The organism is Bradyrhizobium retamae, assembly GCF_001440415.1.
Taxonomy (GTDB): domain Bacteria; phylum Pseudomonadota; class Alphaproteobacteria; order Rhizobiales; family Xanthobacteraceae; genus Bradyrhizobium; species Bradyrhizobium retamae.
This window is the reverse complement of sequence record NZ_LLYA01000203.1, coordinates 191928-217861: the sequence shown is the minus strand read 5'-3', so window position 1 is coordinate 217861 and position 25934 is coordinate 191928. Positions and strand designations below refer to the sequence as shown.

The following is a 25934-nucleotide window of genomic DNA, read 5'->3' as shown; positions in this document are numbered from 1 at the left end:
TGCGAAGCATCGAACTATGTAGTTCGCGTCTTCGGCGCGCCCCGGAATGACGGGTTGAGAGAACGCGTCTAAGCCACCGCCGCCTTCGCATCCTGGATCGCCTGCCAGACCTTCGCCGGCGTCAGCGGCGTGGTGAGCTGCTTGATGCCAAGCTCGCTCAACGCATCCATCACGCCGTTGGTGACGCAGGGCGGGCCGCCGATGGCGCCGGATTCGCCGCAGCCCTTGGCGCCGAGCGGGTTGGTGCGACACGGCGCGGAATCGTCCAGCGCAACCGCGATCGGCGGAATGTCGTCGGCGCGCGGCACGCAGTAGTCCTGGTAACTCGCGGTCAATAGCTGCCCTTCCTCGCTGTAGGCGACGCCCTCATAGAGCGCCTGCCCGATGCCTTGGGCGACGCCGCCGTGCACCTGGCCGGTCACCAGCATCGGGTTGACGGCAATGCCGACGTCGTCGACCGTGGTGTAACGCACTACCTTGCTGACGCCGGTTTCCGGATCGATCTCGACTTCGCAAATGTGAGTGCCGTTCGGCCAGCTCGGGCCGTCGACTTCGCCTTCGGAATCGACGGAGAGCCGCGCGCCATCTTCGTTCTTCGCGATCTCGAACAGGCTGATGCGCTTGTCGGTGCCGACCACCGTCAGCCAGCCGTCGCGGTATTCGATATCCTCGATGGACGTTTCCAGCACGTTCGAGGCCTTCTCGCGCGCCTTCTGGATCATGTCGTTGCTCGAAACCGCAACTGCCGTGCCGCCGACAAACAACGAGCGCGAACCGACGCTGCCAAAGCCGGTGGCGAGATCAGTATCGCCCTGCACGACGTCGATCTTGTCCATGGGAACTCCGAGCGTATCGGACACCATTTGCGTGTAAGTGGTCTGCAGGCCCTGCCCCATCGCCATGGTGCCGGAATGCAGGATAATGCGGCCTTCCGCGGTCGCGTGCAGGCTGACCTTTTCGGTATGCGCGCGCCCGCCGGTCCATTCGATATAGCTGGTAAGGCCGCGACCGTAGAGCAGGCCCTTCTTCTTCGCCGCCTTCTTGCGCGCGTTAAAGCCGTCCCAGTCCGAAAGCTCGGAGGCGCGCGACAGCATGTGCGCGAAAGCGCCGGAGTCGTACACCTGCCCGACCGCATTGGTGTAGGGAAGCTGCGCCGGCTTGATGTAGTTGACCTTGCGAATGGTGCGCGGGTCCATGCCGATCTGCCGTGCCGCGGCATCCATTAGCCGCTCGACGATGAACACGGCTTCCGGCCGCCCGGCGCCGCGATAAGCGCCGACCGGTGCGGTGTGGGTCATCACCGATTTCACCTCAAAATGCACCAGCGGCAGATCGTAGACGCCAGTCTGCACGAAGGGCCCGAGCACCAGCGGAATGATGTTCGCGGTCCCCGACGAGTACGCGCCGGTGCCTCCGATCGAACGCACGCGGTAAGCGAGCACGCGGCCCTTTGCGTCGAGCGCGAATTCGCCGGTCGAGGTAAGATCTCGGCCATGAGTGCCGCCGACGAATTCGTCGGTGCGGTCGCCGCGCCAGCGGATCTTCTTGTTCAGCTTGGTCGCGGCGTAAGCAACGATGCCGTCTTCGGGATAAAGGCTGGTCTTCTGGCCGAAGCCGCCGCCGATGTCGCCGACCAGCACGCGGACGCTGTCCTTCGGCCGCTTCAGAATGGATTCCGCGAGCAGGTCCCGGGTCGAGCCGGGCGTTTGCGACTGCACGTGCAGGATCAACCGGCCGGTCTTCTTCTCGATCTCGGCAATCGTCGAGCGAGGCTCCATGGCGGAGGGCACCAGCCGCTGGCTGACCAGGTCGAGCGAGACCACATGCGCAGCCTTGTCAAAGGCTTCCTCGACCTTGGCGGCGTCGCCGTAGCTCATGGCAGCCACGACGTTGTCGGGCGCCTCGGGCCATACGACGGGTGCGCCGGGCTTTACCGCCTCGACAGGGTCGACTACCGAGGGCAACACCTCGTAATCGACCACGATCGCTTCGGCCGCGGTCTGCGCCAGCACGCGCGACGTCGCGACCACGGCGGCCACGGCTTCGCCGGCATACCGCACGATTTCATGCGCAAGCAGACGTCGCGGCGGCACCGTCATCGGCGATCCATCGGGCCGCTTGAAGATCGCAAGCGTCGGGATGGTGCCGACATCGTCCTTGATCAGCTCGGTGCCGGTATAGATCGCCTGGACGCCCGGCATCCCGGCGGCATCAGTCGTATCGATTGAGACGATTTTGGCGTGGGCATGGGGCGAGCGCAGCACGTAGAGCCACAGCGCGCCCTCCTCGGGCTTGTCGTCGATGAACTGCCCCTTCCCGGTGAGCAGTCTCTGGTCTTCCAAACGCTTGACCGGCTGGCCCGCACCGAAACGCATATTGCCGGGAAGAATGTTCATCAGTTTGTCCTTAGCTTGTTCGGATTGAGCGGGGTTTTAGCGGCTTTTCGCCGCGAGACAACTATTCAGCCCGCTGCAACTAGAGAGCCAGCGCTGCGGCGGCGCGAGCACCGCAGCGGGGGTAAGATTCTGCCTTCAGAGGGGGACTATTAGCCGCGGCTGATATCCACGATATCGACGTTGACATCGCGCGTTTCCGAACCGCGTTTCAGTGTGATGCGGACGCTCTTGCCTGCACCGACCTGCTCGATCTGGTCGGTCAGGTCGGAGAGCCGGTGAACCGGCTTACCATCGGCTTGAACGATCACGTCGCCGAGCGCGCCCGAGTTGAAATCGACGCCGCGGATGCCAGCCCGTTCGGCCGGACTTCCGGGCGCGGTACGCACGACGATCACCCCTTCGACGCCCATGCGCGTCGCAACGGCTTCGCCGGCGGCTACGATCCCGATTCCCGGGGTCGGCACCCGACCATTCTTGATGAGTTCGGGCACGATACGATTGACGATATCGGCCGGAATGGCGAAGCCGATGCCGGCGCTGGAGCCGGAGGGCGAGATGATGGCCGTGTTGACGCCGATCAATCGTCCCGCCGAGTCCAAAAGGGGGCCACCGGAATTGCCGGGATTGATCGCGGTGTCGGTCTGGATCACGTTGGCGATCTCGCGACCGCTGCTGGTCGGCAGCCGCCGCTTGAGCGCGCTGATGATTCCGCTCGTCAGCGATTGATCTAGTCCGAATGGGTTGCCGATCGCAAATGCAATTTGGCCTACCTTGAGGTCGTTAGAACTGCCAAGCGCCACCGGCGGCGGCAACTGGCGCGGATTCCTGATCCGCAGCACCGCCAGGTCGTAGTTCGGTGCAACGCCGACGATTGAAGCTTGGGCCACCTCGCCTGAGGCGAAGCGAACGGCCACCTCGCGGCCATTCTGCACGACGTGATTGTTGGTGACCACATGACCGCTACTGTCCCAGACAAAGCCGGTGCCGGAGGCTGCCGGGCCCGAGGTTGCCGGGCTTTCGTCTTCGGCGAAGGGATTGGCCATCGCGGATCGTGCCGCGACCTGCACGACAGACGGCGAGACCCGCTCGAAAAGCTCGATGTTTGCGCGCTCGGCGTCAGACAGTGGGCCCCGCTGGTCGACGCTGCGGGCGACTGTATTGGTCCACGGGCTGTAGCGGATATTGGAGAGGGTAAGCGCCACCAGTACGGCTGCGATGGCGGCTAATGACAGCGCGAAGCGACGATTCATCGATCACTCACTTGATATCGCGCAAAGCGCGATGCGGAAGGTAAGCAGGCCAGGCCGGGCATCATCACCCACCAAACGTCCTTGCCGGACTAAAGTTTCTGAACTTTCAGAGACTTAATCATACGGCAAGAATCGACCGGTTGACGTGATTTATGCATGACGGTTTGTCGCGCAAGCAGCGCGGCCTGCGCTTGAAACCAAATCCTGCCATTATAATTGTTCTGGAGCCGCTGTCCGTCATTGCGCCGCCGGGTCCTGATCGGGCGCTTGGCATGGCCATCAGGCAAGGTCCCGATGCGGCTTCCTGCGACAAGGCGTCCGGAGTTGCGAGATGAACAACAAGACGCGCTTCAATATCGGATATGCGATCGCCGCGATCTTTGCTGTCTTGATCATCCAATATTTCGTTTCCACGGCGAGCCAGATCGCCATCATTCCCTACAGCGAATATCAGCAATTGCTGAAGCAGGGAAAGGTCGCGACCGTCGGCATCTCCGACCGCACCGTGCAGGGCACCTTGAAGGAGCCGCTGTCCGGCGGACAAAAGCAGTTCGTCACCACGCGCGTCGATCAGGAGACCGCGCAGGAGCTCGAGAAATACAACGTAAAATTCACCGGCCAGATCGAGAGCACTTTCCTGCGTGACCTGCTGTCTTGGGTCATGCCGGTGCTGCTGTTCTTTGGCCTGTGGTGGTACATCGCCAGACGCGCTGCAGAAGGCGGCGGCCTTGGCGGCGGGCTGATGGCGATCGGCAAGAGCAAGGCCAAGATCTATGTCGAGTCCAATACCGGCGTGAATTTTTCCGATGTCGCCGGTGTCGACGAAGCCAAGGACGAACTGCGCGAGGTCGTCGACTTCCTGAAAAATCGGACCGACTACGGACGGCTCGGAGGGCGCATGCCCAAGGGCGTGCTGCTGGTCGGTCCGCCCGGCACCGGCAAGACGCTGCTGGCCAAGGCGGTGGCCGGCGAGGCCAAGGTGCCGTTCTTCTCGATTTCAGGTTCGGAATTCGTCGAGATGTTCGTCGGCGTCGGCGCGGCGCGGGTGCGCGACCTGTTTCAGCAGGCACATCAGAAAGCGCCTGCCATCATCTTCATCGACGAACTCGATGCGCTCGGCCGCGCCCGCGGCATCGGGCCGTTTGCGGGCGGCCACGACGAGAAGGAGCAAACGCTCAATCAGCTTCTGGTCGAACTCGACGGCTTTGACTCGCGCTCCGGTCTCGTTATCCTCGCCGCCACCAACCGGCCGGAAATCCTCGATCCGGCGCTTCTGCGCGCCGGTCGCTTCGACCGCCAGGTGCTGGTCGACCGCCCCGACAAGAAGGGCCGCACTGAAATTCTTAAAGTTCATATGAAGAAGGTGCAGCTCGACTCCAGCGTTGATGCCGAGGCGGTCGCTGCACTGACGCCCGGTTTCACCGGCGCCGACCTTGCCAATCTGGTCAACGAAGCCGCGCTGCTGGCGACACGGCGCGGCGCCACTGCCGTCGCAATGACCGATTTCAACAACGCGGTCGAGCGCATGGTCGCCGGGCTGGAGAAGCGAAACCGGTTGCTTAATCCGAAGGAGCGCGAGATCGTTGCCTATCACGAGATGGGGCACGCCTTGATCGCGCTGTCGCTGCCGGGTGTCGATCCCGTGCACAAGGTATCGATCATCCCGCGCGGCGTCGGCGCGCTCGGCTATACCATCCAGCGCCCGATCGAGGATCGCTTCCTGATGACCAAGGAGGAACTGGAGAACAAGATGGCGGTGCTGCTCGGCGGCCGGGCGGCGGAGTTGATCGTGTTCAGCCACCTGTCCACCGGCGCCGCCGACGATCTTCGCCGCGTCACCGACATCGCGCGCAGCATGGTGACGCGCTACGGCATGTCCGAAAAACTCGGCGGCGTCGCCTACGAGCGCGATCCCGGCAATTTCCTGGCCGGCGCCGATCGGCCCTTCCCCATGCGCGAGCGCGATTATGCCGACGAAACCGCTGCGGCAGTCGACGAGGAGGTTCGCGCGATCGTCGATCGGGTGTTCGACCGCGCGCAGGGCATCCTGAAGGCGCGCCGCGCGATCCTGGATCGCGCGGCGAAGAAATTGCTGGAGAAGGAAACCCTGGAGCAGAGCGACCTCGAAGCGCTGATGCGCGAAACGCCGAAGGAGGCGCTGCGGGCGATCTAAGCTACGCCGGAAATTGCAAGGGTGGGCAAAGCGAAGCGTGCCCACCAATCCTGACGGTGAGCGTGACGGTGGGTACGGCGCTACGCGCCTTTGCCCACCCTACAAGATATCGCGGGCTGCGCTTATCCGAGGTCGCGCAGCGCCGCCTCGACCACCTTGCGCTGCTCGGCCGTCAGCGCCGCTTGCGGCGGGATTGGATCGCCGACCGCGTAACCCTGGATGTCGAGTCCGGCCTTGATGCAGGCGGCGAGGTTGAACCGCGCAAAAGCCTCGTTGATGCGCCACAGCTTGCGCTGCAGCGCCATCGCCTCATCCCAGCGCGCCGCCTTGCAGAGATTGTAGAGCTCGACGCTCTGCCGCGGGATGATGCAGGCAGGACCGGCCATCCAGCCCACCCCACCGATCAGCATCACCGCCGCCGGGATATGGGCGGATGCGGAGAACACGCGGATCGCCTTCCCACAGCGATTCATGATCGACAGCAGCCGGCCGGTATTGGTGGAGGCGTCCTTGATGTAGCCGATGCGCGGATGGGTCGCGAGCCGCGCGATCACGTCGAGCGTGAGATCGGAGCGCTGGAATTGCGGATTGGTGTAGATCACGACGGGAATGTCGACCGCGTCGGCAATGGCCCGGAAATAGGATTCGACCTGCGCGTCGGCGACCGGGAAGTAAGCCTCCATGATCGCAAGAATTCCGTCGGCGCCGAGCTTTTGATACGCCTTCGCCTGCGCCACCGCATCCGCCGTCGATGTCGAGGCGACGCCGGCGATCACCGGCAGGCGGCCGTTCGCGGCTTCGATCGCGGCCTGCACGACGCTGACACGCTGCGCCTGGTTGAGATAGGCGAACTCACCAGTCGATCCTAGCGGCGTCAGCCCATGCACGCCTGCCTTGATAAGGTCGTCGCACAATCGGCGCAGCACCTCGGTACGAATTTCGCCGGAAGCATCGATCGGTGACACGAGATAGGGAAAGACGCCGTGGAAGTCAGCCATGGAAGGAAGCGCCTCAAGCGGGAAGTATATGCCATGGCTATCCGGAATGCCGGTCCAAGGCAACGTTTCGCAAACATCACGCCGGGTTTGCCTTCACTTGCGTGCTTTGATGCTGAATCGATCGCGGCAGCGCACACCGCTCCTGATACCACAGTCATCACCGCGAGCATTGGCCGAAATGGCGCGCCAAGGATGCTGCGTCAATCAGCTTCACACGCGCTTCTATGCCAGCCGCTACTACGTGATGGTCATGCCGCGGCGTCACCCATCGTGAAACAGGCGTGAGCGGCCCGCAGAATGACCAAAAGATGTCCACAGATGTCCACAGGTTCTAACGATTTAGCTCACGATTATTTCACGACTTTCTTTCCAATCTCGCCGCATTGATCAAGCGAGAGCAGTTCTGATGGTTGCGCAGAAGGTCGCCGACGCCTCCTCGTTCCGAGCTTCAGAACTCGATACGCGCGACTCTATTTCGTCGGCAACGACTCCCGGCTTTCGTCATTTCTTCGGCACGCCCGCTCCGTCGCAGCGCTTCCGCGCCTTCGGTATCGATCCGCTTGAGTCGCCGTCACACCATGCAAAGCTTCGCGGATTGATGCATCGCCTGTCACGGCGAATGGATGCCGCCATAAAATGGCCGTCACATCAGGTTCGATCGTTGGAACATTGGGAAAATCCCTCCATCCCCTCGGGCTATACCTATCTGCTGCAGTTCATTGCGCATGATCTGGTTCACTCGGCGATTCCGCTTTCGGTGGCGGGCGGGCTTGGCCGAGGCACCACAAACGCCCGCCGCACGCCGCTTCGGCTGGAGACGCTGTATGGCAGCGGCCCGGTCGGATCGCCGCACATCTATGCGCTGGACGCACCGAGCGACGACCGGCGCACCAAGCTGCGGCTCGGGCGAATGCGCTGGAAGGAAAAGCAGTCGGCGAGCGGCTGCCCATTTCGCGATATTGCACGCACCCCCGCCGAGAACGTGACGGGCATCGATCGCAGCATTGCGGGTGTCCGCGTTGCCCTCACCGAAGCGCTGGTTGCCGATCCACGCAATGACGATCACGCCGTGATGTCCCAGCTCACCGCGCTGTTTGCGCTGCTGCACAATGGGCTCGTCGATATCATTCGCCGCCGCGAAGGCAATGCGGGGCCAAACGGCCAGTTCGGCGCCGCCTACAAGCGCTTCCTGTGCGCCCGCGGCGCATTGACGGCGATCTATCACAACATCATCCGCAACGACCTGATGCGACGGGTGATTCATCCGGCGATCTACGCGAGCTACTGCGGTCCGGCCCCGCAGTTCATCGACCGCACCGATCTCGCAAGGAAAGCCGCGATCGGCAATTGGGAAATACCGCTGGAGTTCTCGCATGGCGCATTCCGTTTCGGCCACGCCATGGTGCGACCCGAGTACCAGATCAACGACCTCTCCCTCCACGACCTCAACAACACGCTCGAAAAGAGCTCGGTAAATGACCCGGCCAACATGCCGCTCGACGAGACGTGGATGGTGCAATGGTCGCGCTTTTTCGAGATCAACGGTTCGACGCCGAATTTCAGCCGCCGCATCGGACCCCATCTCAGCGATGGGCTCGGCAATGACCAGATCTTTCCGGCGTTCGACGAGACGGAGCGGGTCGGCCTGCTCTATCGGGACCTGCTCGGCGCCGGGCTGGCGGGCATGTGGTCTGTTGACTCCCTGATTGCAGCGGTTGGGAATCGCGGACCGAATTTCATCGCGATGTCGCGCCTGCTGGAGGATCGCGACTACCGCGTCAATGAGCTTCGCGAATGGCTGTCCGCCGGGCGGGCATACGGCGCCCTGACTGATGACGACATCGAAACCCTTTCAAACGATCCGCCGCTGCCGTTCTTCATCCTGTTCGAGGCAATGCAACAGACGAAGGGCCTGCAACTCGGACTGCTCGGTTCGATCATCGTATCGGAAGTGATATTCGGGGCGCTCTCAAGCGACCCGCAATCGGCCTGCGGCGGTTCGCTCGCCGATCAACTGGATCTCGTTGCCCGCGAATTTTACCTGACAAACGTGCTTCAGGACATTCCAGAGATATCAAACATGGCGCAGTTGGTGGAGTTGACCACCGAAATTGCCGAGCTGCGGCAGGCCGTGCCCGCATTTCTGTGAGCGGAATTGTTCCGTCTCGCGCAACCCGGAGGAGTAGAAGCTATGGCCCTCGAAAGAATGCAAGTGACCAACCATGAGCGCTGGGGCAACCTCGTAAAGACCTGGTCGACGGGCAAGAACTATCTTGATGACGACAACGAATATCCGATACCGACCACCGTCGAGGAATTCAAGGAACAACTCGCCAGGGCGCAGGTGTTCATGACGGTGCCGGATCGGTTCAAGAAGGTAAAGTTCGTCGAGCAGGAGCTAGACACGATCGTGGTGCGCTTGCCGCCCGCCGTGGCGATCGCGGATTCCGAAGAGAAGCTCAGCAAGCCGGGCGCGACCTATCCGCTTCCGCCGTTCTACAAGCGTCTGTTCAACGGGATGGATCCGATGATTCCGGAAGCTGAAAAGTTCAAGGTCCACGCCGAGCGGATCGGCGACTACACCATCAGCTACTGCGCTTGATGATCTAGCTCCGCGCTAGGTGAACGATGCCGTCGACAGGAAGCCCTCCGCCACGCAAACTTTGGCGCAGGGCTTCCCATCGCTCCTTCACGGTGATGGGATGTGCTTGCATGACCCAGCGCGCCGCCGCTTCATCAGTCGGAGGAGAAGATCCGACCCAAAATGAACGCAGGCCGTTCACAAAGCGCTGAACTTCCTGCTGCGCCAGCGCGCGTTCCCCGAGCTGAAATAGTGCGGCGGCCCGCCATGCCGGCAGGACCTTATTGATGCCTTGCGCGCGATCACACGCTTCGATAGTTCCCTCATAGTCGCCGCAGAAGAAGCGCACAGTGCTGTGGTAAGCCCATTCAAGATAGGAAGGCGCAGGTGAGAGCGTCAGCGCTTGATCGGCCCTGAGCCGGGCCTGCTCGATAGATCCGCAAAAGACCTCATAGTGAGCGCTCGACAGCAACGTCCACGGGTCGTTGTCATTGAGCTCGCAGGCAAGCGCCATGTGCGGCGCAGCTTCGGCTTCCCGAAGCGCCATCACATAGGACCAGCCGCAGCACAGATGCGCCCTGGAATCGACCGGGTCCAGTTGAACGGCGGTCTTCGCCAGTTCAAGGGTGGCCTTGGCCTTCTCGAGATCGCGAAATATCCCGGGATGCACCAGATGCTCGATGTTGTTCATCTGCACGAGGCTGCTGTAGCAGGGCGAGAAGCCCGGATTGTCGCGGATCGCATCGCGGAAGATGGCGACTGCCCGCCGCCAGCTTTCGGGATCGAACTTCGAAATGAGGTTCTGTCCGCGCAGCCAGCGGTCATGCAGATCGAGCGACACGTCGGGCTCGCCAGCCAACCGCATCAACCGTTCGGCCGAGAGCTGCACGTTCAGCGAGGTGGCGATCCGGCGGATGATACGCTGCTGTGTTTCGAACCAGTTGCCGAGGCCGAGCCGGAAGCTTTCGCTCCAGACGTAAATCCCGCTGGTATCGTCCCGGAGCACCATCACGATGTTGATTTCGGCACCCGCCTGATAGGCGGTGGTCTCGATGCAGTATTGCGGAGCCGTACCCGCCGGAAGCACGAGGGCCGCCGGAGGACGATCGACGACGCTCCATTCCCGGAAGCGCACAAGACAGGCCGCGAGATGCTGGGAGAACCCTTGCACCAGATGGCTGTGATCCTCATCGACACCGTGCATCGCAAAGGGCCGCAACACCAGGCGCGTCTTGGTAGGCGCATTGGCCGGTGGCGACATCGGGTCCACCGGCTGGAGAGCGGCCCCCCTGACCATCCTGACGGCGAATTCGTCATTCGCTGCCGATGCGGCCCGATCGGCGGGCGCGCGCTCCAGAATGCCGAGCTTGATGTTCGCGACGAGCTCTTCGGTCGCCGACGACGGCTCCATGGCGTAGTCGCGATCCAAAAGATCCCACAGAGCCTTGTAGATGCGCAACGCGCCGGCGACATCGCCTTCCTCCGCATGCGCCCGCATCAGATAGCGGCAGGCATATTCATGGGTCGGATCGAGATTGACGATCGCAGCGGCGATCCTCTTTTTGGCGTCGGCGGGAACGCTTGCGGAGGTCAAGCCTTCGTCGAGATTTCGCATCAGCCGTTCGTGGATGGTCTGCCGCTTGGCCAGCACCCAAACCCGGAATGACGGGTCGAGATCGTCCATTCCTTCGAGCAACCGCCCGTCAAGCTGCGGCGTATTAAGCAGCAGCGGGTGAACGCGTCCACCTTCAGCGAGTTGGATAACGCTTTCGATGTCGACTTCGATTCGTCCGACGTCGAGGCCGATCATCAGCCGTTCCGCGACGAAGCCGTCATATCCGGCCTCCTCGAGCATCGACCGCAGTTCGCGCACGACCTGGCGCAGCGAGGCGCGCGCCTTTTCCTCGTCCGAACGACTCCAGAGCAGGCCGACCAGCCGCTCGCGGCTCTCCTGCTTCGACTCCAACAACGCCAGATAACTCAGAACCGCGCCGGCCTTGCGGGTTCGCAGTTCGATAGGCCGGCCGTTGAACCGCACGCCGAGCCGCCCAACCAGCGATACCGACAGGCGCGGGGCGCTTTCGGGCGCCACCGTGGCCTTGTCTGCTGTCATGGCGTTTGCGCTGACCGGCATGCAACGGTTTCCGGAACCGGTTGGTTAATTCCCGCCAGTCTATATCAAAGAAACACCCCCGGTATAGGTTGCGCCGCCGCCGGTTCGCGCCATCGCATCCTGCAGCCTGGCCGTGACGATCTCGGACGGCTCGAGTTGCAGGCCCGGGGCAATCACGCGGACCACCGGAACGGCGAAGCGCTGGCGCGTGAGATCGAGGCAGAACGTCTCGATTCCCATTCGTTCCAAACGCTGTACGATCAATCCAAATATGACACTCGCTTCAGTTGCGTGAATGAGCAGATGGGCCGCGTACTCCGCGACGGGCTGCAGCAGTCTGCACTGACCGGCATCGATCGCCGCGCGCTGCAGGTGGATGCGATCCTGTGCGTTGAGCGCGTCATCGCCGCGCTCGCTGCGTTTGGTGGCGACGACGGCGTCGGCCAGTTCAAGCTGGCACATTTCCAGAATCGCGGAGCGGACCGCGGTCTCGAGCGCTGGCCGCGCGGCGAGGCCGAAGGCAAAGCCAGAACCGTCCGCCCGGCAGGAGACCGCCGCGACGCAGGGCACGCCGATATCCGTCGTAATGTCGAGCAGCCATGTCCGGCGCGGCGCCGCTGCGCCATGCCGGAGTTGCCGCAACAAACCTTCCGCCGCGATACCCGCTTCATGCTGCGGCGGAATCGATCGCGGCAACTGACCGCCTCGCCACCACAGGCTAGCTGCATCGCGCTCGATCAACTCCAAGAGGCCATGGAGCGCTGCGGCGTAACGTGACGGACCGGCGGCCGATCCGATGCTCAGCGGGAACGGCGGCGCGAACTCGCGTTGCGCTGGCGGCCGACGCAGGCAGATGTCCGCCGGGAGCAACACCTCGCCGCCGTCGGTCAGTCGCGTTGCGCGACACCAGGAAAGCGCTCGCTCCGGTTGCATGCGACGTTCCGAAAGGGCCGCGACCAACTCCAGCGCCTTCGGACCGAGTTTTCCGGCCCAATCGCCGACGCCGGGTTTGAGCAACAGGTCGGTTCCGGTCTGCAATTGAGAGAGGTACTCGATGCCCTCGCCGATGCAGCCCTGAAATGCGTCCCGCAACGTGAGACCGACGCCGGAAACTCCGACTACCGGGCTTTCCTCATGCAAGGGATCGGCAAGCGCTGGATCGAATTGCGCGCCAAAGCTGATCAGGCCGGGCGCATCGGGCGAGCCCAGTTCGAACACGCGCGCGAATCGGGAAGCAGCGATCAGCAAATGAGCGCGATTGGCGAGCTGCGAATCAATCCCGTTGCTGGATTCCTCGGCGTATTCCAGCGCCTGAAGGATGAGTCTGGCGTCGTGATCGCCGGCCGCGTCCACATCGTTGCCAAGAAGCAACGATGCAGCGCGCGCGAACAATTCCTGCATCGAATTATCGGTACCGCTCACGGTGACCTCACGACTTGACGTGCAGACTCCGGACGCGAGGTCAGTCCGCCCTCGCCCTGGAGGAAACTTATGCTCGCGAAAGCCTTCGTCATAGCCATGGCAGCAGATATTGCTCGATCAGATTACGCCAAGCCGACCTTGATTCGTAGCCGCAGCCGTGAGTGGCTGATCGCCTGCCGTTGGGGGCCGGAGGGTGAGTATCTTTCGATTGCGACAGCCGGCCCGATCACGGAGCCTCTCGCATTGGTTGCACCGCAGGCGATCGCGCCAATCCACAGCCTGGTCGGCGTGCTGGTTTCCGAATCGGAGACGCAAGCCAGCAGCACATTCCTGCTGGTGCGCCAGTTGCCTGCTGCGATCGAGCTTGCCGGCACGTTTTTTCCCGCCGACGGATACGTGCTGCTGCAGGATCACGGCGATGTCCATCTCGTCTGCAAGACGCGCTATTCGCATAGCTGCGGCTGGCTCGACGGCAAGGAGATCCGCAAGGACATTCCCGATCCGGCCCCCTATTCGGCTGAGGCGATGTCCTGGCATATCGAAGCAACGCGCCGTGACTGGATCGGCGAATTCATTCCCGGCAGCAGGCCGCCGGAGCGGTTTGCGATTCGCGCTACCGGCTGAAGCCGAGATCGGACTAGATGACACATTTTCTTAACGCGAACAGGTATCCACCCCGGATCAAGTCCAGGGCAGGCTTTCGCTGGAAAAACGCTCTAGCGGCAGAAACGGGGCGGCACCAGGTTGCCGCACGCCTTTTACGGAAGACTATCGCCGCGAGGGAAACCTCCGCCGATCACCGCGATCGACAGTACTCAGCCGCGCAACCGTGGCCTTCGCCCGCCGTTCGATCGCCGATGCTCTTCAACCAGCTTGGCGACGCAACGTCGCACGCGCAGGCTGATCATTCGTGCAAGGCCTTGAGAACGCGCAAGGCGCCCGGCTCTGCGAGCAAATGAACCGGTGAATTCAAGCCGGAAGATCCGGGCCGGGAAGATTCGAACAACTCACCGACCGAAACGCCGAGCACCGAAGCGATTTGCGCCAATCGGCTGGCGCCAACCCGGTCGGCGCCCCGCTCGTATTTCTGCACCTGTTGAAAAGTCACGCCAATGCGTTCCGCAAGCATGGTTTGGCTGATGCCGCGGTCGACGCGAAACATGCGAATCCTGGCGCCCACCATCGCGTCGAGCGGGCCAGACTTCCTCGTCGCCATCGGCAGGCTCCCCAGCTAACAAAGCTGGGGGACCTTAGCACAACCTCAGGAAGACGCAGGCGCTAATTTGCGATCCTGGGAAGCAATTTTATCCGCTTCTCCTCGGTGACGTGCTCGATTGTCAACCGGCCCTTCGGGTCGATCGCCGCCTTCATGGCCGACGGGTGACCGGTTTCGAGGAAATGCTGCAGGGCGGCACGGCTTTCATCCGACAGCGCAAACAGCCCGCGCATTAATTCAAAGAAGCCAGGCTCCTCCGCTACATAGAGCAGCTCGCGCAATTCCGCGCCGGTATACTGTCCCAACGCCGTTACAAGCCATTCGGTTTGGTCATTCGGATCGCTCTCCGGCACGCGATTCAGATAGTGGACAACCGATTCCGCACTCATTTCATCCCCCGGTACCTCGCGATAGCTCATAGGCCGCCCGTTCGGTACGGCTTTCTGGCAGCTAACTCCCGAGCTTAACATTGCGCGGGCTCTCGTGATTTCAGCGTGATCGCAAGCGCAACGGTGACCTGAAATTCAGTTGCCAGGTTCCAGGCTGCGCCGAACTAGTGCAGCCTTGGGCCGCAATATGCAATATTCTGCCGCCGTTCGGCGGCGGTACGGGATATGTCCCAGCCGCCTCACGGCGCCGCAGTCAGAAAGCCTTTGCGATGGCCCGCTTTGCATCCTGCTGAATCGTCTTCAGGTGTTTCTGGTCCCGAAAACTCTCGGCATAGATCTTGTAGACATCTTCGGTGCCAGATGGCCGCGCGGCGAACCATCCCACCTCGGACTCCACCTTGATGCCACCGAACGATTGATCGTTACCCGGCGCCCGGGTCCGAATCGCGCTGACCGGTTCACCGGCAAGCTGGTGCATGTTGAGCTGCTCCGGCCCGAGTGCCTTTAGCGCGCTCTTCTGTTTGGGCGTCGCCGGCACGTCGATCCGCTCATAGAAGGACACGCCGAGTTCGGCGGTCAGGGCCGCAAACTGCTGGCTCGGATCGCGGCCGGTGCGACCGAGCATTTCGGCGGCGAGCAGCCCCATCACCATGCCGTCCTTGTCGGTCGTCCAGACCGAGCCATCGCGCTTGAGGAACGATGCGCCGGCGCTTTCCTCGCCCGCGAATCCGAAGCCGCCCGTGCCAAGGCCTTCGACGAACCATTTGAAACCGACCGGGGTTTCGACCAGCTTTCGGTTCAGCTTTTTCGCGACACGGTCGATGATCGAACTGGAGACGATGGTCTTGCCGATCGCGGCCTTGCTGCTCCATTGCGGCCGATGCGCGAACAGGTACGCGATCGCCGTCGCGAGAAAATGGTTCGGATTCATCAGCCCGCCGGTGCGGGTCACGATGCCGTGCCGATCGGCGTCGGTATCGTTGGCGAAGGCAACGTCAAATCTGTCGCGCATCTGGATCAGACCTGCCATCGCGAACGGAGAGGAACAATCCATCCGGATCTTTCCATCCCAGTCCGCCGTCATAAAACGAAACGTCGGGTCGACGGCGTCGTTTACGACAGTTGCGTTGATCCCGTAATGCTCGATCAGCGGCTGCCAGTAGTGAACGGCGGCGCCGCCCAGCGGATCGATTCCGATTCTCACGCCGGATGATTTGATCAGCGCCATATCCACGGCATTACCGAGATCGGCGACATAGGGACGGATATAGTCGTGCAGATGCGTCGATGGTGCCTTGCGGGCGCGCTCATACGGCATCCGCGCAACGCCCTTCATGTCGGCTTCGATGTAGGTATTGGCAGCCTTCTCAACCTTGGCCGTTACGTCGGTATCGGCCGGGCCGCCATGCGGCGGGTTATATTTGTACCCGCCATCGTCTGGCGGATTGTGCGAGGGCGTGATGACAACGCCATCGGCAAGTCCACTCGTTCGCCCCTTGTTGTAAGTCAGGATTGCATGCGAGATGACGGGCGTCGGCGTATAGCCGCCGCCGTCGTCAATCATGATGTCGACCCCGTTGGCGGCAAACACCTCTACCGCGCTCGCCAGCGCCGGCTCGGCCAGCGCATGGGTATCGATGCCGATGAATAGCGGACCAGTCAGTCCGGTCTCGCGGCGATAGTCGCAGATCGCCTGTGTCGTTGCCAGGATATGATTTTCATTGAACGAGTTCTTCAACGATGTCCCGCGATGGCCTGAGGTGCCGAACGCAACGCGTTGGGTGGGATCGGACGGATCCGGTTTCGATGCAAAATAGGCCGTTATCAACCGCGGTACGTTGACGAGTGAGGCGGAATCGAGCGGTTTGCCGGCAGCGGGATTGGGGGCAGTCACATGACCTCACGGAATGGCGGTTTCGCCGGATTATAGGTGCAAGCGTTGGCTTGGGCAAAATCGGGCGTCAAGTCTGCAACGCAATCCGATGCCACCTTTAGTAAACGCCGCGCTGCCGGGGCGGTTTCCTGACGCCTTGCGCAAAGTACGGATTGTTCAAACATTGGGCCGCGCGGCCCGACGCGGACGCGGCGCACTGCCCCAGCGAAGCAAAGCTGCAGTCGATATGGCCGCCGCCGATGGCATAGATCTGCAGGCAAACCGGGTAGTTTGGATCATAGGTCTGGGCGCATGCGAGCGCGGGCGACAAGACCGCTCCGAGCGTCAGAATCGTGCAAGCCAATACGCGCATTGGGAGTTCCTTCGGGACAACCGATCTGAAGAACGCCGCGACGGACCAAGCCCGCGCCTGACCTTAAGGGCGCAACTTGTATCCGACGGCATCGCGGTCCCAGGTGTCCGGAGTCTTCCCAGCCTCGCGCAGCGCGACCTTGCGTATTTTGCCGTTCTCGGTCAACTGCATCTCGGTGACGATGCGGACAAAACGCGGAATCGCGAAATAGGCCATCTTGCCCTCGCAGTGGCTGATGATCTCGACAGGATCAAGCGCCTGGCCAGGTTCAAGCTGGACGGCCGCCGCAACCTCGTCCTCGCCGAGTTCGGACGGCAGCGGATAGATCGCGCAGGCAGCGATTGCCTGATGCTTGAGCAGCACCTGCTCCACCTCCCAGGACGAAACATTCTCGCCGCGCCGGCGGATCGAACCTTTCATTCGGTCGATGAAGCGATAGTGGCCGTCCGCATCGCGTACGACCCGGTCGCCTTCGAGGTCGAACTCAAGAGTAGCGGACGTGTCTATGAGATTCCCGCCAACAAGACCATCCTCGACGTGCTGATCGAGGCCAGCGAAGACCCAATGCATGACTGCAAGCGTGGCGATTTGCGGCATCTGCCAGACAACGGTGATCGGTCCGCCACACTGACGGGACGGTAAAGGTGCTGCACAACCGCTGCCGCATAAGGGCACGCGCATCACATCCGAGACCTGCGGCAATGCCGGAAAATTCTTCCGCTGCCCCTATCATGCCTGGAGTTTCGGGACCGACGGCTCGCTGCTCGCTATCCCCTTGAAGAAGGGCTACGAGAACACCGGCTTCGAACAGAGCCATGCGGCGAGCGGCATGGCTCCGGTCCGCCATGTCCGCAACTACCGCGGCTTCGTGTTCGCCAAGATCAATGACGGCGGCCTAGATTTCGAGGAGTTCTTCGGCGAAAGCCTATCGAGCTTCGATAACATGATCGACCGCTCGCCGGCCGGCCAGCTCAAGGTCGCCGGCGGCGTGCTGCGCTATATGCACAATTGCAATTGGAAGATGCGCGTGGAAAACCAGACCGACACTTGCCATCCGATGGTCGCGCATGAGTCCTCCGCCGGGACGGTGGTCGAGGTCTGGAAGAAAGCGCCGCCCGTCACCAAGAAGCCGATGGCGGTCGAGATCATCGCTCCCTTCATGAGCCCCTACGAATTCTTCGAGAACATGGGCATCCGGATCTGGGACAACGGCCACGGCCACACCGGCGTGCACCACTCGATCCATTCCGACTATTCGGCAGTGCCCGGCTATTTCGACAAGATGAAAGCGGCCTATGGCGAAGAACGCGCCAAGGCGATCCTCGGCGAGAACCGGCACAACACGGTCTATTTCCCCAACATCATGATCAAGGGGCCGATCCAGTTATTGCGGCACTTCAAGCCGATCGCGGCTAACAAGACGCTGGTCGAATCCTGGACGTTCCAACTCGTCGATGCGCCCGACATGCTGCTCGAGCGCACGCTGATGTACAACCGGCCGACCTCGATCGTCGGCCATGATGATCTCGAAATGTATGAACGCGCGCAGGAGGGCCTGCACTCGAACGGCAATGAATGGGTAAACCTCCAGCGTCTCTACAGCCCCGACGAAGCCGGGCAGACCAACGTAGCAGTCAACGGCACCAGCGAGTGGCCGATGCGTCACCAGTACCGTGCGTGGACCAAGTTCATGACGATGGGGATGTAACATGAGCATGGTCGCTGAGGCTCAACTGAAAAATGCGGTTCCCACCGATCAGGAAATGATCGATTTCATGGTTCGCGAGGCGCGGCTGATCGATCAGCAGCGTTTCGACGAATGGCTCGATCTCTACGCCGACGACGCTTTCTACTGGACGCCGCTGGAATGGGATCAAACCGATCCGCGGCTGACCTGCTCGCTGATGTATGAGGACAAGCTCTTGCTCTCGATCCGGGTCGAACGGCTCAAGGGCGCGCGGACGTTCAGCCAGAAGCCGACAAGCCGCTGCCATCACGTGCTGCAGACGCCGCAGGTGGATTCGCGGAATCCTGCCGCCAACAACTATGTCACCTGGACCCCGATGCATCACATCGAGACCCGCATGGACGAGCAGACACTCTATGCGGCCTGGGCCACGCATCATCTCAGCGTCGAGAACGGCAGGCTGAAGATCAAGCTCAGGCGTGTCGACCTGATCAATTGCGATGCTGCCTTCGGCAACATCCAGCTCTTCATGTGAGGGAGGATGAACGTGGTCCACCACACGGCGATCGTGAGCGGCGGTAATACCGGCATTGGCGCTGCGATCGCGCGCGGCCTGCTCGCCGAGGGATATGACGTGATCTCGCTGTCGCGGCGCAAGCCGGACTGGAGCCATCCAAAACTCTCCTCGCGCGAGGTCGACCTGCTCGATGCGATGGCAACGCGCCAGGTGGCGACAGAAATCGCCGCGAGTTTTGCGATCAACCATGTCGTGCACAATGCCGGCGCTATTCGGCCTAAGCCTCTGGAAGAGGTGGACGACGAAGACGTCGGCGCCTTGGCGCAACTCCATTTCGGCGCCGGGATTGCGCTGGCGCAGGCGGCGCTACCCAACATGAAGAAAGCCCGCTTCGGCCGCATCGTGCTTTCGTCCTCCCGCGCCGCGCTCGGCGCCGCCACGCGCACGTCTATTCGGCCACCAAGGCGGGCATCATCGGCATGGCGCGGACCTGGGCACTTGAGCTTGCTCCCTTCGGAAGCACCGTCAATGTCGTCGCGCCGGGCCCGATCGGCGATACCGAGATGTTCGAGAGCGTGATGTCGCCGGAATCCGAACGCGCCAAGAAGCTGGCACAGTCGATTCCGCTCGGCCGACTCGGCAAATCCACCGATGTCGCCCGCGCGGTCAGTTTCTTCAGTTCACCGGATGCCGACTTCATCACCGGGCAGACGCTTTACGTCTGCGGCGGAGCCAGCATCGGGTCGATTTCCATCTAGCTTGGGTGAGATGCCAGCCATGGACGCCACGGTCAAACGAAAGGCTCGATCCCTCAGGGGCTTGTAGCCGCCAAACGGCAGGCTGCGGTCGAACGGAGCACCGTTGAGGTAAACGCGCTCCGCGCGGATGCGGTTGGCGACGGCGCGGGCGCGGTCCACGTCCCTGGACTGCACGAAGCCCGCCAAGCCGAACGGCGTGTCATTGGCGATTTCGATCGCCTCCTCCTCGCTATCATAACTCATGATCGACAGCACCGGGCCGAAGATCTCCTCACGTGCAATCTTCATCTGCGGCGTCACGTCACCGAAGACGGTCGGACGAACATAGTAGCCGCGGTTGATTTCGGCAGGCCGACCCGTTCCGCCCGCCACCAGCGTCGCCCCCTCATCAACGCCGGACTGAATAAGATCCTGAACTTTCTGAAATTGCGCCTGGCTCACCAGCGGTCCCATCGTGGATGCAGGGTCGAGCGGGTCTCCCAGACGAATACTGTCGACCGCCTGGCGCGCAGCCTCGAATGCCGCATCCCGCTGCGCGCGCGGAATCAGCATGCGCGTGGGAGATTGGCAGTTCTGGCCGGCGTTCGTGTAACAGGCGTGAACGCCCTGGATCACAGCCGCCTTCAGATCGGCATCGGTGATGTTGGCGGACTTGCCGCCCAGTTCCTGCGCGACGCGCTTGACCGTATCCGCCGCAAGCTTGGCCACTCTGACGTTGGCCGCCGTCGATCCGGTGAACGACACCATGTTGATCGGGATGGACGGCGATCGCCTCGCCCACCGTGGGACCGTCGCCGTTGACGAGATTGAAGACGCCCGCCGGCACGCTGGCGGCGTCGACGATCTCGGCGAACAGCATCGCGCTGAGCGGCGCGATCTGGCTGGGTTTCAGGACGACCGTGCAGCCGGTTGCGAGCGCCGGCGCGACTTTGGAGGCGACCTGGTGGTGGAGGCTGCGCGCCCGTGGGCGCTCGCCTTCACGCGGCAATATCACTGGCCGATCGCCATCGCCGTCCTCGACCGGAGTTCAGTCGTGGTCCGCTTCAGCACCATTCCCGACAGCCCGGTCTCTCCCTTTCATGGTACGCTCAACATGCAACTCAGCCTGCTCGGGCGGGCGCTGGGGCGCGCCTATCTGGCGTTCTGTCCGGTCAGCGAGCGATCGATGCTGCTCGACATGCTGGCCCGCTCGCAGGAGGCCGAAGACAAGCTCGCCACCGAACGAAAGCGGGCATTGGTTTTGCTGGCCACGATCCGCAAGCAAGGTTTTGCCGAACGCGACCCGATGGTCGAACCGCGCTCGTCGAACACGATCGCGCTCCCCGTCATCGTCAACCGCCGCGTGCTCGTTACTGTCGGCATGACCTATTTCACCTCAGCGCTCGACCGCTCAGACGTCGTCGGGCGCTACGTGCCGCTGGTGAAAGCCCTGGCGGTTGCAGGAGTAGAGGCCAGGCAGATGAACGCCGCGGAGCCGACCGCCAACACAAGGAAGCGCAGAGTGCTGCGGCGAGCGCAATGATGCTGTGTACTCGCGATGGAGTAATGACATCCCTAACGCTTGACAGAGGGGACGCTACCTATTTAGTAGCGAGAATGCCTATGAGCCAGACACCAAAACCCGGGAGACCTGTCCGAGGCTCGCGGACAGGCGTCCCTGTCATGGCGCTCCTGGACCTGTTGGGGCGACGCTGGACATTGGGCGTTCTGTGGAACCTCAGCAAAGGCGGACCTTGTACATTCCGGGAACTGCAAGAACGTTGCGAATCGATCTCGCCTACCGTTCTTAATTCGCGTCTGAAAGAACTGCGTGAAGCAGGCTTGGTCGAGCATTCGCACGAGGGTTATCGCGCTACACCGACCGGACATGAACTTTATGCCCTCCTTGTTCCTCTTGGTGTTTGGGCGAAGAAGTGGGCAGCGAAGTTACCGGCGTAAGTCATTCCGAGGATAGTGACAACGGAGCGCACCCGTCGGATCAAGCGGTCCGGTACTGCTCGATCAGGCTCAGATCGGGCTCGATTCCCGATCCCGGCTCTTCGCCCAGAGTCACGGTTCCGTTCGTCACGTCGATGAGCGGTCCGCAAAGTCGGTCGCGCAGCACATTGTCGTTTGAATCGACTTCCAGCAGACCATCGCCACCGATCCCGGCAAGCAGATGCGCCGATGCGAGCAGACCAATTCCGCCGCCGAGATAGTGCGGGCAGAAGGTCTTTCCCGACGCCAGGATGTCGCGCGCGACACCTGCGCACATGGTCAGGCCACCCCATTTGGCGATGTCGGGCTGCACGACGCGCAATACGTTGTCACCGAGCGCTTGCTCAAACCCCGCGCGGCTCGCGATGTTCTCTCCGGCCGCCAGCGGGATGCCGACATTTTCACGCAACTCTTGCCATTCCCGCCACGGCCGATCGGCACGGATCGGCTCTTCCAGCCAGGCTAGATCGAACTCGCGCAGATGCGGCGCAATCTCCAGCGCACGGGCCAACGACCAGCCCTGATTGGCATCCGCTGCGAGCACGCCGTCGCCCACCAGATCGCGTAGCGACGCCAGATTGGCGCGATCCGTCGCCAGTTCAAAGCCGATCTTCAGTTTCAGTGCGCGATGCCCACGCTTGATGGCCGCTTCCGCCACTTGCCGCGAACCGGTCGGGTTAATTCCGCTGGCATAGACCCTTATCGTCTTGCCGTTGCCACCAAGCAACCGCCACAGTGGCAGCCTCCGCCGCCGCGCGAACAGATCCCAAATTGCAAGATCAATTCCGGCTATCGCCTGCGCGAACGGACCGGGCTCGCCGGATTGCAGCGCCAGCACGGCGGTGCCCTGTGAGAGGGCCTCAAAGATTTCCTGGGGGGCGCCGACCGTGCGTCCGCATGTCGCGGGCGCCAGCACCTCGTTGACGAGTCGCGTTCGATGTTCGGCTCCGACCGATGGAAAGTTTGACCAAATCTCGCCCCAGCCGGCATTGCCGTCAGCGTCTTCCACACGAACGAATACTGCCGGCCTGTCAAGCATCTTGCCGAAGGAGGTAACAACCGGCGTCGACAATGGGTAACGATAGCAGAAGGCCTGCACGCTACGGACGGTGAATGGTTGCGACGTCATGTCAGGCCTCGGAAAATCAATACGCTCGCGCGAAATCACCTTCCTGCCTGATTTCGCTGAAGGCGGGAAAGCGCGCTGTCCAGGCCTTTGCCTTGGCCTTGGTCAGCGTGTTGAGCCGTTCGAGCACGCCGACCCCGTCCTTGCGAAGGCTGGCGGCGACTGCGGCGCGATCAGGGAAATGGCTGCGCACGGCATCCAGCCAAATCGTGCGGCCGGCCAGAAAGCCACCGGCGCCGGCGGCGTAGGCGAAGTCCAGCACGCGCTCGAATTTTTCCGGTGCCGCACCGCCTGACAGCAGCACCCAGGGGATGTTGCGTTGGCGACAGATGTCGCCGATCGCCTCGAACTCCTTCTGCGCAGCTTTGGACGCAGCGCTTCCATCGCGGGGCGGCAGGCTGTTGGCCGCAAGCGGACTTTCGAGCTTCAGCAGATCGACGCCGTATTCGGGCTTCGCAAACTCCTGCACGCTGTCGATGACAAGCTTCGGCAGCTTGCCCGGCGATTCCACATAGTCGGCGGTGTGGTTGGCGCTCCCGAGGAAGGGGTATACCAGCAGCTCGAGCACATAAGGGATGTCGTGATGGGCGCAGTCCTCGCCGACCGACCGCACGAAGCGCTTCTGATGTTCGTTGACGGCAGGATCTGCATCTGGCCGGTACCAGGCGAGCACCTTCACCGCATCGCCGCCGATCGCGCGGATCTTCTCCACGCTCCAATCGGTGATGGCCCGCGACTTGCGGCCACCCGGAGTTTCCTCGACGCGGTGCTCCTCGAGCGTCATGATGAGGCCGCAGCGAGCCGGCAATAGGTCGATGGCCGCAGGCACCGCAAAATTCGGATCAAACAGCATCGAGCTGCAGTGTGGCGCCAGCGTCTCCACCAGAAGCCGCTTGGCCGCAGTTACATCGGCATACTCGACCTGGTCCCTGGTGATGCCTTTGGCCTGGGCGATGGCATCAAACAGCGGCGGCCGCTGGTCGAGCGCGACCATGCGAAAGTTCCCATCCGCATCGGCCAGACGCGCAAGCCCGCGGTTCTTTCCAATTGTTCTCATTGGTTCATCCTCATGAATGCAAGACAATTTTCGATCGAGGGAATTCCGGCGCGTCCGCCCGAATGCTCACATTTCAACGCCGCCGTGGCGGCAGCGAACTTCATCGCATCGCGCACGGCGAGACCCATACCGACCGCAAAGGCGTAGGCACCGTGAAAGACGTCGCCCGCACCCGTCGTGTCCACGACCCTGACGCGGAATGCGGCCTGCTTTTGCAGGCTGCCATTTTCGTACCAACTCACCCCTTCGTGTCCGCGGGTGACCGCGACGATGCGGCAATTGAAGCGCGCAATTTTGGCCAGCGACGCGCCGTCGGCCGACCCCATGAAGGCTGCCAGTGCGGGTTCGGAGAATACCGCGTGATCGGTGAGCGGAAGCAGGCGCTCGAATATGGCGGCTTCGGCGACATCGCCGTCGAGGACGGTCGGAATACCCAATGCGCGCGCCTTGCCGAACAGCGCAACAGCTCCCTCCGGCCAGCGCGGATCGGCAAGCACGGCGGAAGCGCCCGCAACGGCATCAAGCGGCAGCCAATCGGCTCGCTCGGGATACGACCCTCGAAAATTTACGATCTGCCGTTCACCGGACTTGTCGACGATCACGCCAGAAACCGACGAGCGGCCTTCGGGAAACAATTTGAAATTCGCAACATCAATGCCTTCGGCTGATAGCGCTGACCGCATCTCATGCCCGGCGGCGTCATCGCCGCCACGGCCCCAGAAAGCAGCGGAGCCGCCGAGGCGCGCGATGGCGACCGCAGCGTTTGCGGCCATGCCGCCGCCCAGTGTGGAATAGTCGAGACTCCTGATCTTTTCGCTTTCGCCTGAAAATCTTTGGTCGACGCGCCAGATCTGATCAAGCGCCGAGAGGCCGAGGCAGATCACGCGCGCGCGCTTTGCTTTGGAGGCCATGTCGGCCAACCTCGTCCGCGACGCGGGATTGGCGCGCTCGTTCACCGCAGCACCTGGCCATTGCTGCCGTCGAACAGATGCGCCCTGCCGGGCTGCGGACGCAGGTTAAGACGATCGCCGACCTTCGGCCGCAGCGAGGGATCGACCCGCGCGATCGCCGACGCGCCGGCCAGATCGAAATGAATCAGCGTGTCCGAGCCAAGCGGCTCGACCAGCCTCACCGTCACCGCCACGGCTCCGGCAGCATCTGCCGTCACCGAAAAATGCTCAGGACGGATTCCGAATACGCCATGGCCGGCTTTGCGCAAGAGATCGCGGCTCTTCGCGTCGAGCGGCACGTCAGTGCCATCCTGCGAAAAGACGATCTGCTCTCCCCGTAGTTCGACCGGAAAGAAATTCATCGCCGGCGAACCAATGAAGCCCGCGACGAACTGGTTGGACGGTCGCTCATAGACCGCTTCCGGCGTGTCATATTGCTGAACCGTGCCACTCTGCATCACCACGATGCGGTCAGCCATGGTCATGGCTTCGATCTGGTCGTGCGTGACAAAGACCATCGTGGTCTTGAGCTGTTGCGACAGCGCCTTGATTTCGGCGCGCACCTGCCCGCGCAGTTTGGCGTCGAGGTTGGATAACGGCTCGTCGAATAGAAAGGCCTTTGGATTGCGCACGATCGCGCGCCCCATCGCCACACGTTGCCGCTGGCCGCCAGACAATTCCTTCGGCTTGCGGTCGAGATAGGGCTCGATGTGCAGCAAGGCCGCAGCGCGCTTGACCCGCGCATCGATCTCGGCCTTCGGCGTACCGCGCAGCTCGAGCGCAAAGGACATGTTCTCGTAGACGCGCATGTGCGGATAGAGCGCGTAGTCCTGGAACACCATGGCGATATCGCGCTGGGCGGCAGGAACGCCGTTAACACGATTGTCGCCGATATAGAGCTCGCCGGAGCTGATCGGCTCAAGACCGGCGATGATCCGCAGCAAGGTCGACTTGCCGCATCCGGACGGGCCGACGAAGACGACAAACTCGTGGTCCGCAATCTCGAGATTGAGATCGGGAATGACGGTAAAGCTGCCGTAACGTTTGACGATATTGCGGATCGAGATCGAGGCCATGA

General features: G+C 62.3%; 22 protein-coding genes and 3 pseudogenes. 10 read left to right on the top strand and 15 right to left on the bottom strand.

Annotation, left to right across the window (positions count from 1 at the left end; all coding sequences use genetic code 11):
* Positions 1–68: 68 nt before the first annotated feature.
* Positions 69–2396, bottom strand: coding sequence for a xanthine dehydrogenase family protein molybdopterin-binding subunit (locus CQ13_RS35680; protein WP_057847437.1), 2328 nt, complete (start codon positions 2394–2396; stop codon positions 69–71).
* 149 nt (positions 2397–2545) lie between these two features.
* Positions 2546–3646: a S1C family serine protease gene (locus CQ13_RS35675; protein WP_057847436.1), complete on the bottom strand. Its 1101-nt coding sequence runs from the start codon at positions 3644–3646 to the stop codon at positions 2546–2548.
* 331 nt (positions 3647–3977) lie between these two features.
* On the opposite strand from CQ13_RS35675, the gene ftsH reads away from it, so the two are divergent.
* The gene (gene ftsH / locus CQ13_RS35665) at positions 3978–5819 is read left to right on the top strand and encodes an ATP-dependent zinc metalloprotease FtsH (protein WP_057847434.1); all 1842 of its coding nucleotides are present in this window, start codon (positions 3978–3980) and stop codon (positions 5817–5819) included.
* 122 nt (positions 5820–5941) lie between these two features.
* On the opposite strand, the gene CQ13_RS35660 is transcribed toward ftsH, so the two are convergent.
* Complete coding sequence (locus tag CQ13_RS35660) at positions 5942–6817, bottom strand: dihydrodipicolinate synthase family protein (RefSeq protein ID WP_057847433.1); 876 nt, start codon at positions 6815–6817, stop codon at positions 5942–5944.
* 406 nt (positions 6818–7223) lie between these two features.
* Between CQ13_RS35660 and CQ13_RS35655 the strand changes: the two genes are divergently transcribed.
* Positions 7224–8966, top strand: coding sequence for a peroxidase family protein (locus CQ13_RS35655; RefSeq protein WP_057847432.1), 1743 nt, complete (start codon positions 7224–7226; stop codon positions 8964–8966).
* Between the two features lie 42 nt (positions 8967–9008).
* A complete protein-coding gene (locus CQ13_RS35650) occupies positions 9009–9419 on the top strand; it encodes a hypothetical protein (protein WP_057847431.1) in 411 nt (136 codons plus the stop codon).
* A 4-nt stretch (positions 9420–9423) separates the two neighbouring features.
* Here CQ13_RS35650 and CQ13_RS35645 read toward each other — a convergent pair whose 3' ends face one another.
* Together CQ13_RS35645 and CQ13_RS35640 are read right to left on the bottom strand one after the other, a co-directional pair.
* Entirely contained in the window at positions 9424–11532 is a 2109-nt protein-coding gene (locus CQ13_RS35645; protein ID WP_057847430.1) for a BTAD domain-containing putative transcriptional regulator, read from the bottom strand.
* Between the two features lie 39 nt (positions 11533–11571).
* Positions 11572–12933 (bottom strand): YcaO-like family protein, encoded by a 1362-nt coding sequence (locus CQ13_RS35640; RefSeq protein ID WP_156434103.1) that lies wholly within the window; start codon positions 12931–12933, stop codon positions 11572–11574.
* Between the two features lie 69 nt (positions 12934–13002).
* Between CQ13_RS35640 and CQ13_RS35635 the strand changes: the two genes are divergently transcribed.
* The gene (locus tag CQ13_RS35635; protein ID WP_057847428.1) at positions 13003–13557 is read left to right on the top strand and encodes a hypothetical protein; all 555 of its coding nucleotides are present in this window, start codon (positions 13003–13005) and stop codon (positions 13555–13557) included.
* Positions 13558–13837: 280 nt separating this feature from the next.
* Here CQ13_RS35635 and CQ13_RS35630 read toward each other — a convergent pair whose 3' ends face one another.
* The 5 genes from CQ13_RS35630 to CQ13_RS42040 form a co-directional block, all read right to left on the bottom strand.
* Positions 13838–14149, bottom strand: coding sequence for a helix-turn-helix domain-containing protein (locus CQ13_RS35630; RefSeq protein WP_063800222.1), 312 nt, complete (start codon positions 14147–14149; stop codon positions 13838–13840).
* A 62-nt stretch (positions 14150–14211) separates the two neighbouring features.
* On the bottom strand, positions 14212–14568 hold the full coding sequence (locus CQ13_RS35625; RefSeq protein ID WP_156434102.1) for a hypothetical protein: 357 nt from the start codon (positions 14566–14568) through the stop codon (positions 14212–14214).
* A 223-nt stretch (positions 14569–14791) separates the two neighbouring features.
* Positions 14792–16432, bottom strand: a complete 1641-nt coding sequence (pgm, locus tag CQ13_RS35620) for a phosphoglucomutase (alpha-D-glucose-1,6-bisphosphate-dependent) (protein ID WP_057847426.1) — start codon at positions 16430–16432, stop codon at positions 14792–14794.
* A 97-nt stretch (positions 16433–16529) separates the two neighbouring features.
* Positions 16530–16784, bottom strand: a complete 255-nt coding sequence (locus CQ13_RS35615; protein ID WP_057847425.1) for a DUF3551 domain-containing protein — start codon at positions 16782–16784, stop codon at positions 16530–16532.
* Between the two features lie 63 nt (positions 16785–16847).
* Entirely contained in the window at positions 16848–17204 is a 357-nt protein-coding gene (locus CQ13_RS42040; protein ID WP_057847424.1) for an AMP-binding enzyme, read from the bottom strand.
* 18 nt (positions 17205–17222) lie between these two features.
* Between CQ13_RS42040 and CQ13_RS46135 the strand changes: the two genes are divergently transcribed.
* The 4 genes and pseudogenes from CQ13_RS46135 (at position 17223) to CQ13_RS35590 (ending at position 19746) form a co-directional block, all read left to right on the top strand.
* Complete coding sequence (locus CQ13_RS46135) at positions 17223–17426, top strand: hypothetical protein (protein ID WP_057847423.1); 204 nt, start codon at positions 17223–17225, stop codon at positions 17424–17426.
* Positions 17405–18492, top strand: a pseudogene (locus CQ13_RS35600) (aromatic ring-hydroxylating dioxygenase subunit alpha); the annotation flags it as partial. The gene CQ13_RS46135 and the pseudogene CQ13_RS35600, both read left to right, overlap by 22 nt.
* A 1-nt stretch (position 18493) precedes the next feature.
* The gene (locus tag CQ13_RS35595; protein WP_245309544.1) at positions 18494–19006 is read left to right on the top strand and encodes an aromatic-ring-hydroxylating dioxygenase subunit beta; all 513 of its coding nucleotides are present in this window, start codon (positions 18494–18496) and stop codon (positions 19004–19006) included.
* Positions 19007–19012: 6 nt separating this feature from the next.
* Positions 19013–19746 (top strand): annotated as a pseudogene (locus CQ13_RS35590) (SDR family NAD(P)-dependent oxidoreductase).
* Positions 19747–19806: 60 nt separating this feature from the next.
* Here CQ13_RS35590 and CQ13_RS35585 read toward each other — a convergent pair.
* Positions 19807–20692 (bottom strand): annotated as a pseudogene (locus CQ13_RS35585) (aldehyde dehydrogenase family protein); the annotation flags it as partial.
* Between CQ13_RS35585 and CQ13_RS42035 the strand changes: the two are divergent.
* Together CQ13_RS42035 and CQ13_RS42030 are read left to right on the top strand one after the other, a co-directional pair.
* Positions 20690–21268 carry a hypothetical protein gene (locus CQ13_RS42035; protein WP_156434101.1) on the top strand — a complete coding sequence of 193 codons (579 nt, stop codon included), beginning with the start codon at positions 20690–20692 and terminating at the stop codon, positions 21266–21268. The pseudogene CQ13_RS35585 and the gene CQ13_RS42035 overlap by 3 nt on opposite strands.
* A 140-nt stretch (positions 21269–21408) precedes the next feature.
* Complete coding sequence (locus CQ13_RS42030) at positions 21409–21684, top strand: winged helix-turn-helix transcriptional regulator (RefSeq protein ID WP_347337081.1); 276 nt, start codon at positions 21409–21411, stop codon at positions 21682–21684.
* Positions 21685–21724: 40 nt separating this feature from the next.
* Here CQ13_RS42030 and CQ13_RS35575 read toward each other — a convergent pair whose 3' ends face one another.
* The 4 genes from CQ13_RS35575 to CQ13_RS35560 are packed head-to-tail and all read right to left on the bottom strand — an operon-like array spanning position 21725 to position 25932.
* Positions 21725–22852 carry a mandelate racemase/muconate lactonizing enzyme family protein gene (locus CQ13_RS35575; RefSeq protein ID WP_057847420.1) on the bottom strand — a complete coding sequence of 376 codons (1128 nt, stop codon included), beginning with the start codon at positions 22850–22852 and terminating at the stop codon, positions 21725–21727.
* 16 nt (positions 22853–22868) lie between these two features.
* Positions 22869–23906: a tagatose 1,6-diphosphate aldolase gene (locus tag CQ13_RS35570; RefSeq protein WP_057847419.1), complete on the bottom strand. Its 1038-nt coding sequence runs from the start codon at positions 23904–23906 to the stop codon at positions 22869–22871.
* Entirely contained in the window at positions 23903–24817 is a 915-nt protein-coding gene (locus CQ13_RS35565; RefSeq protein WP_156434100.1) for a sugar kinase, read from the bottom strand. Before CQ13_RS35565 ends, CQ13_RS35570 begins: the two co-directional genes overlap by 4 nt.
* Positions 24818–24858: 41 nt before the next feature.
* Positions 24859–25932 (bottom strand): ABC transporter ATP-binding protein, encoded by a 1074-nt coding sequence (locus CQ13_RS35560; protein ID WP_057847417.1) that lies wholly within the window; start codon positions 25930–25932, stop codon positions 24859–24861.
* Between the last annotated feature and the right edge of the window lie 2 nt (positions 25933–25934).

Excerpts from the sequence above, each read along its gene's own strand:
- CQ13_RS35680 (WP_057847437.1), bottom strand. The coding sequence starts at position 2,396 with ATGAACATTCTTCCCGGCAATATGCGTTTCGGTGCGGGCCAGCCGGTC.
- CQ13_RS35675 (WP_057847436.1), bottom strand. The coding sequence starts at position 3,646 with ATGAATCGTCGCTTCGCGCTGTCATTAGCCGCCATCGCAGCCGTACTG.
- ftsH (WP_057847434.1), top strand. The coding sequence starts at position 3,978 with ATGAACAACAAGACGCGCTTCAATATCGGATATGCGATCGCCGCGATC.
- CQ13_RS35660 (WP_057847433.1), bottom strand. The coding sequence starts at position 6,817 with ATGGCTGACTTCCACGGCGTCTTTCCCTATCTCGTGTCACCGATCGAT.
- CQ13_RS35655 (WP_057847432.1), top strand. The coding sequence starts at position 7,224 with ATGGTTGCGCAGAAGGTCGCCGACGCCTCCTCGTTCCGAGCTTCAGAA.
- CQ13_RS35650 (WP_057847431.1), top strand. The coding sequence starts at position 9,009 with ATGGCCCTCGAAAGAATGCAAGTGACCAACCATGAGCGCTGGGGCAAC.
- CQ13_RS35645 (WP_057847430.1), bottom strand. The coding sequence starts at position 11,532 with ATGCCGGTCAGCGCAAACGCCATGACAGCAGACAAGGCCACGGTGGCG.
- CQ13_RS35635 (WP_057847428.1), top strand. The coding sequence starts at position 13,003 with ATGCTCGCGAAAGCCTTCGTCATAGCCATGGCAGCAGATATTGCTCGA.
- CQ13_RS35630 (WP_063800222.1), bottom strand. The coding sequence starts at position 14,149 with ATGGCGACGAGGAAGTCTGGCCCGCTCGACGCGATGGTGGGCGCCAGG.
- CQ13_RS35625 (WP_156434102.1), bottom strand. The coding sequence starts at position 14,568 with ATGAGCTATCGCGAGGTACCGGGGGATGAAATGAGTGCGGAATCGGTT.
- CQ13_RS35615 (WP_057847425.1), bottom strand. The coding sequence starts at position 16,784 with ATGCGCGTATTGGCTTGCACGATTCTGACGCTCGGAGCGGTCTTGTCG.
- CQ13_RS42040 (WP_057847424.1), bottom strand. The coding sequence starts at position 17,204 with ATGAAAGGTTCGATCCGCCGGCGCGGCGAGAATGTTTCGTCCTGGGAG.
- CQ13_RS35595 (WP_245309544.1), top strand. The coding sequence starts at position 18,494 with ATGAGCATGGTCGCTGAGGCTCAACTGAAAAATGCGGTTCCCACCGAT.
- CQ13_RS42030 (WP_347337081.1), top strand. The coding sequence starts at position 21,409 with ATGGCGCTCCTGGACCTGTTGGGGCGACGCTGGACATTGGGCGTTCTG.
- CQ13_RS35575 (WP_057847420.1), bottom strand. The coding sequence starts at position 22,852 with ATGACGTCGCAACCATTCACCGTCCGTAGCGTGCAGGCCTTCTGCTAT.
- CQ13_RS35570 (WP_057847419.1), bottom strand. The coding sequence starts at position 23,906 with ATGAGAACAATTGGAAAGAACCGCGGGCTTGCGCGTCTGGCCGATGCG.
- CQ13_RS35565 (WP_156434100.1), bottom strand. The coding sequence starts at position 24,817 with ATGGCCTCCAAAGCAAAGCGCGCGCGCGTGATCTGCCTCGGCCTCTCG.
- CQ13_RS35560 (WP_057847417.1), bottom strand. The coding sequence starts at position 25,932 with ATGGCCTCGATCTCGATCCGCAATATCGTCAAACGTTACGGCAGCTTT.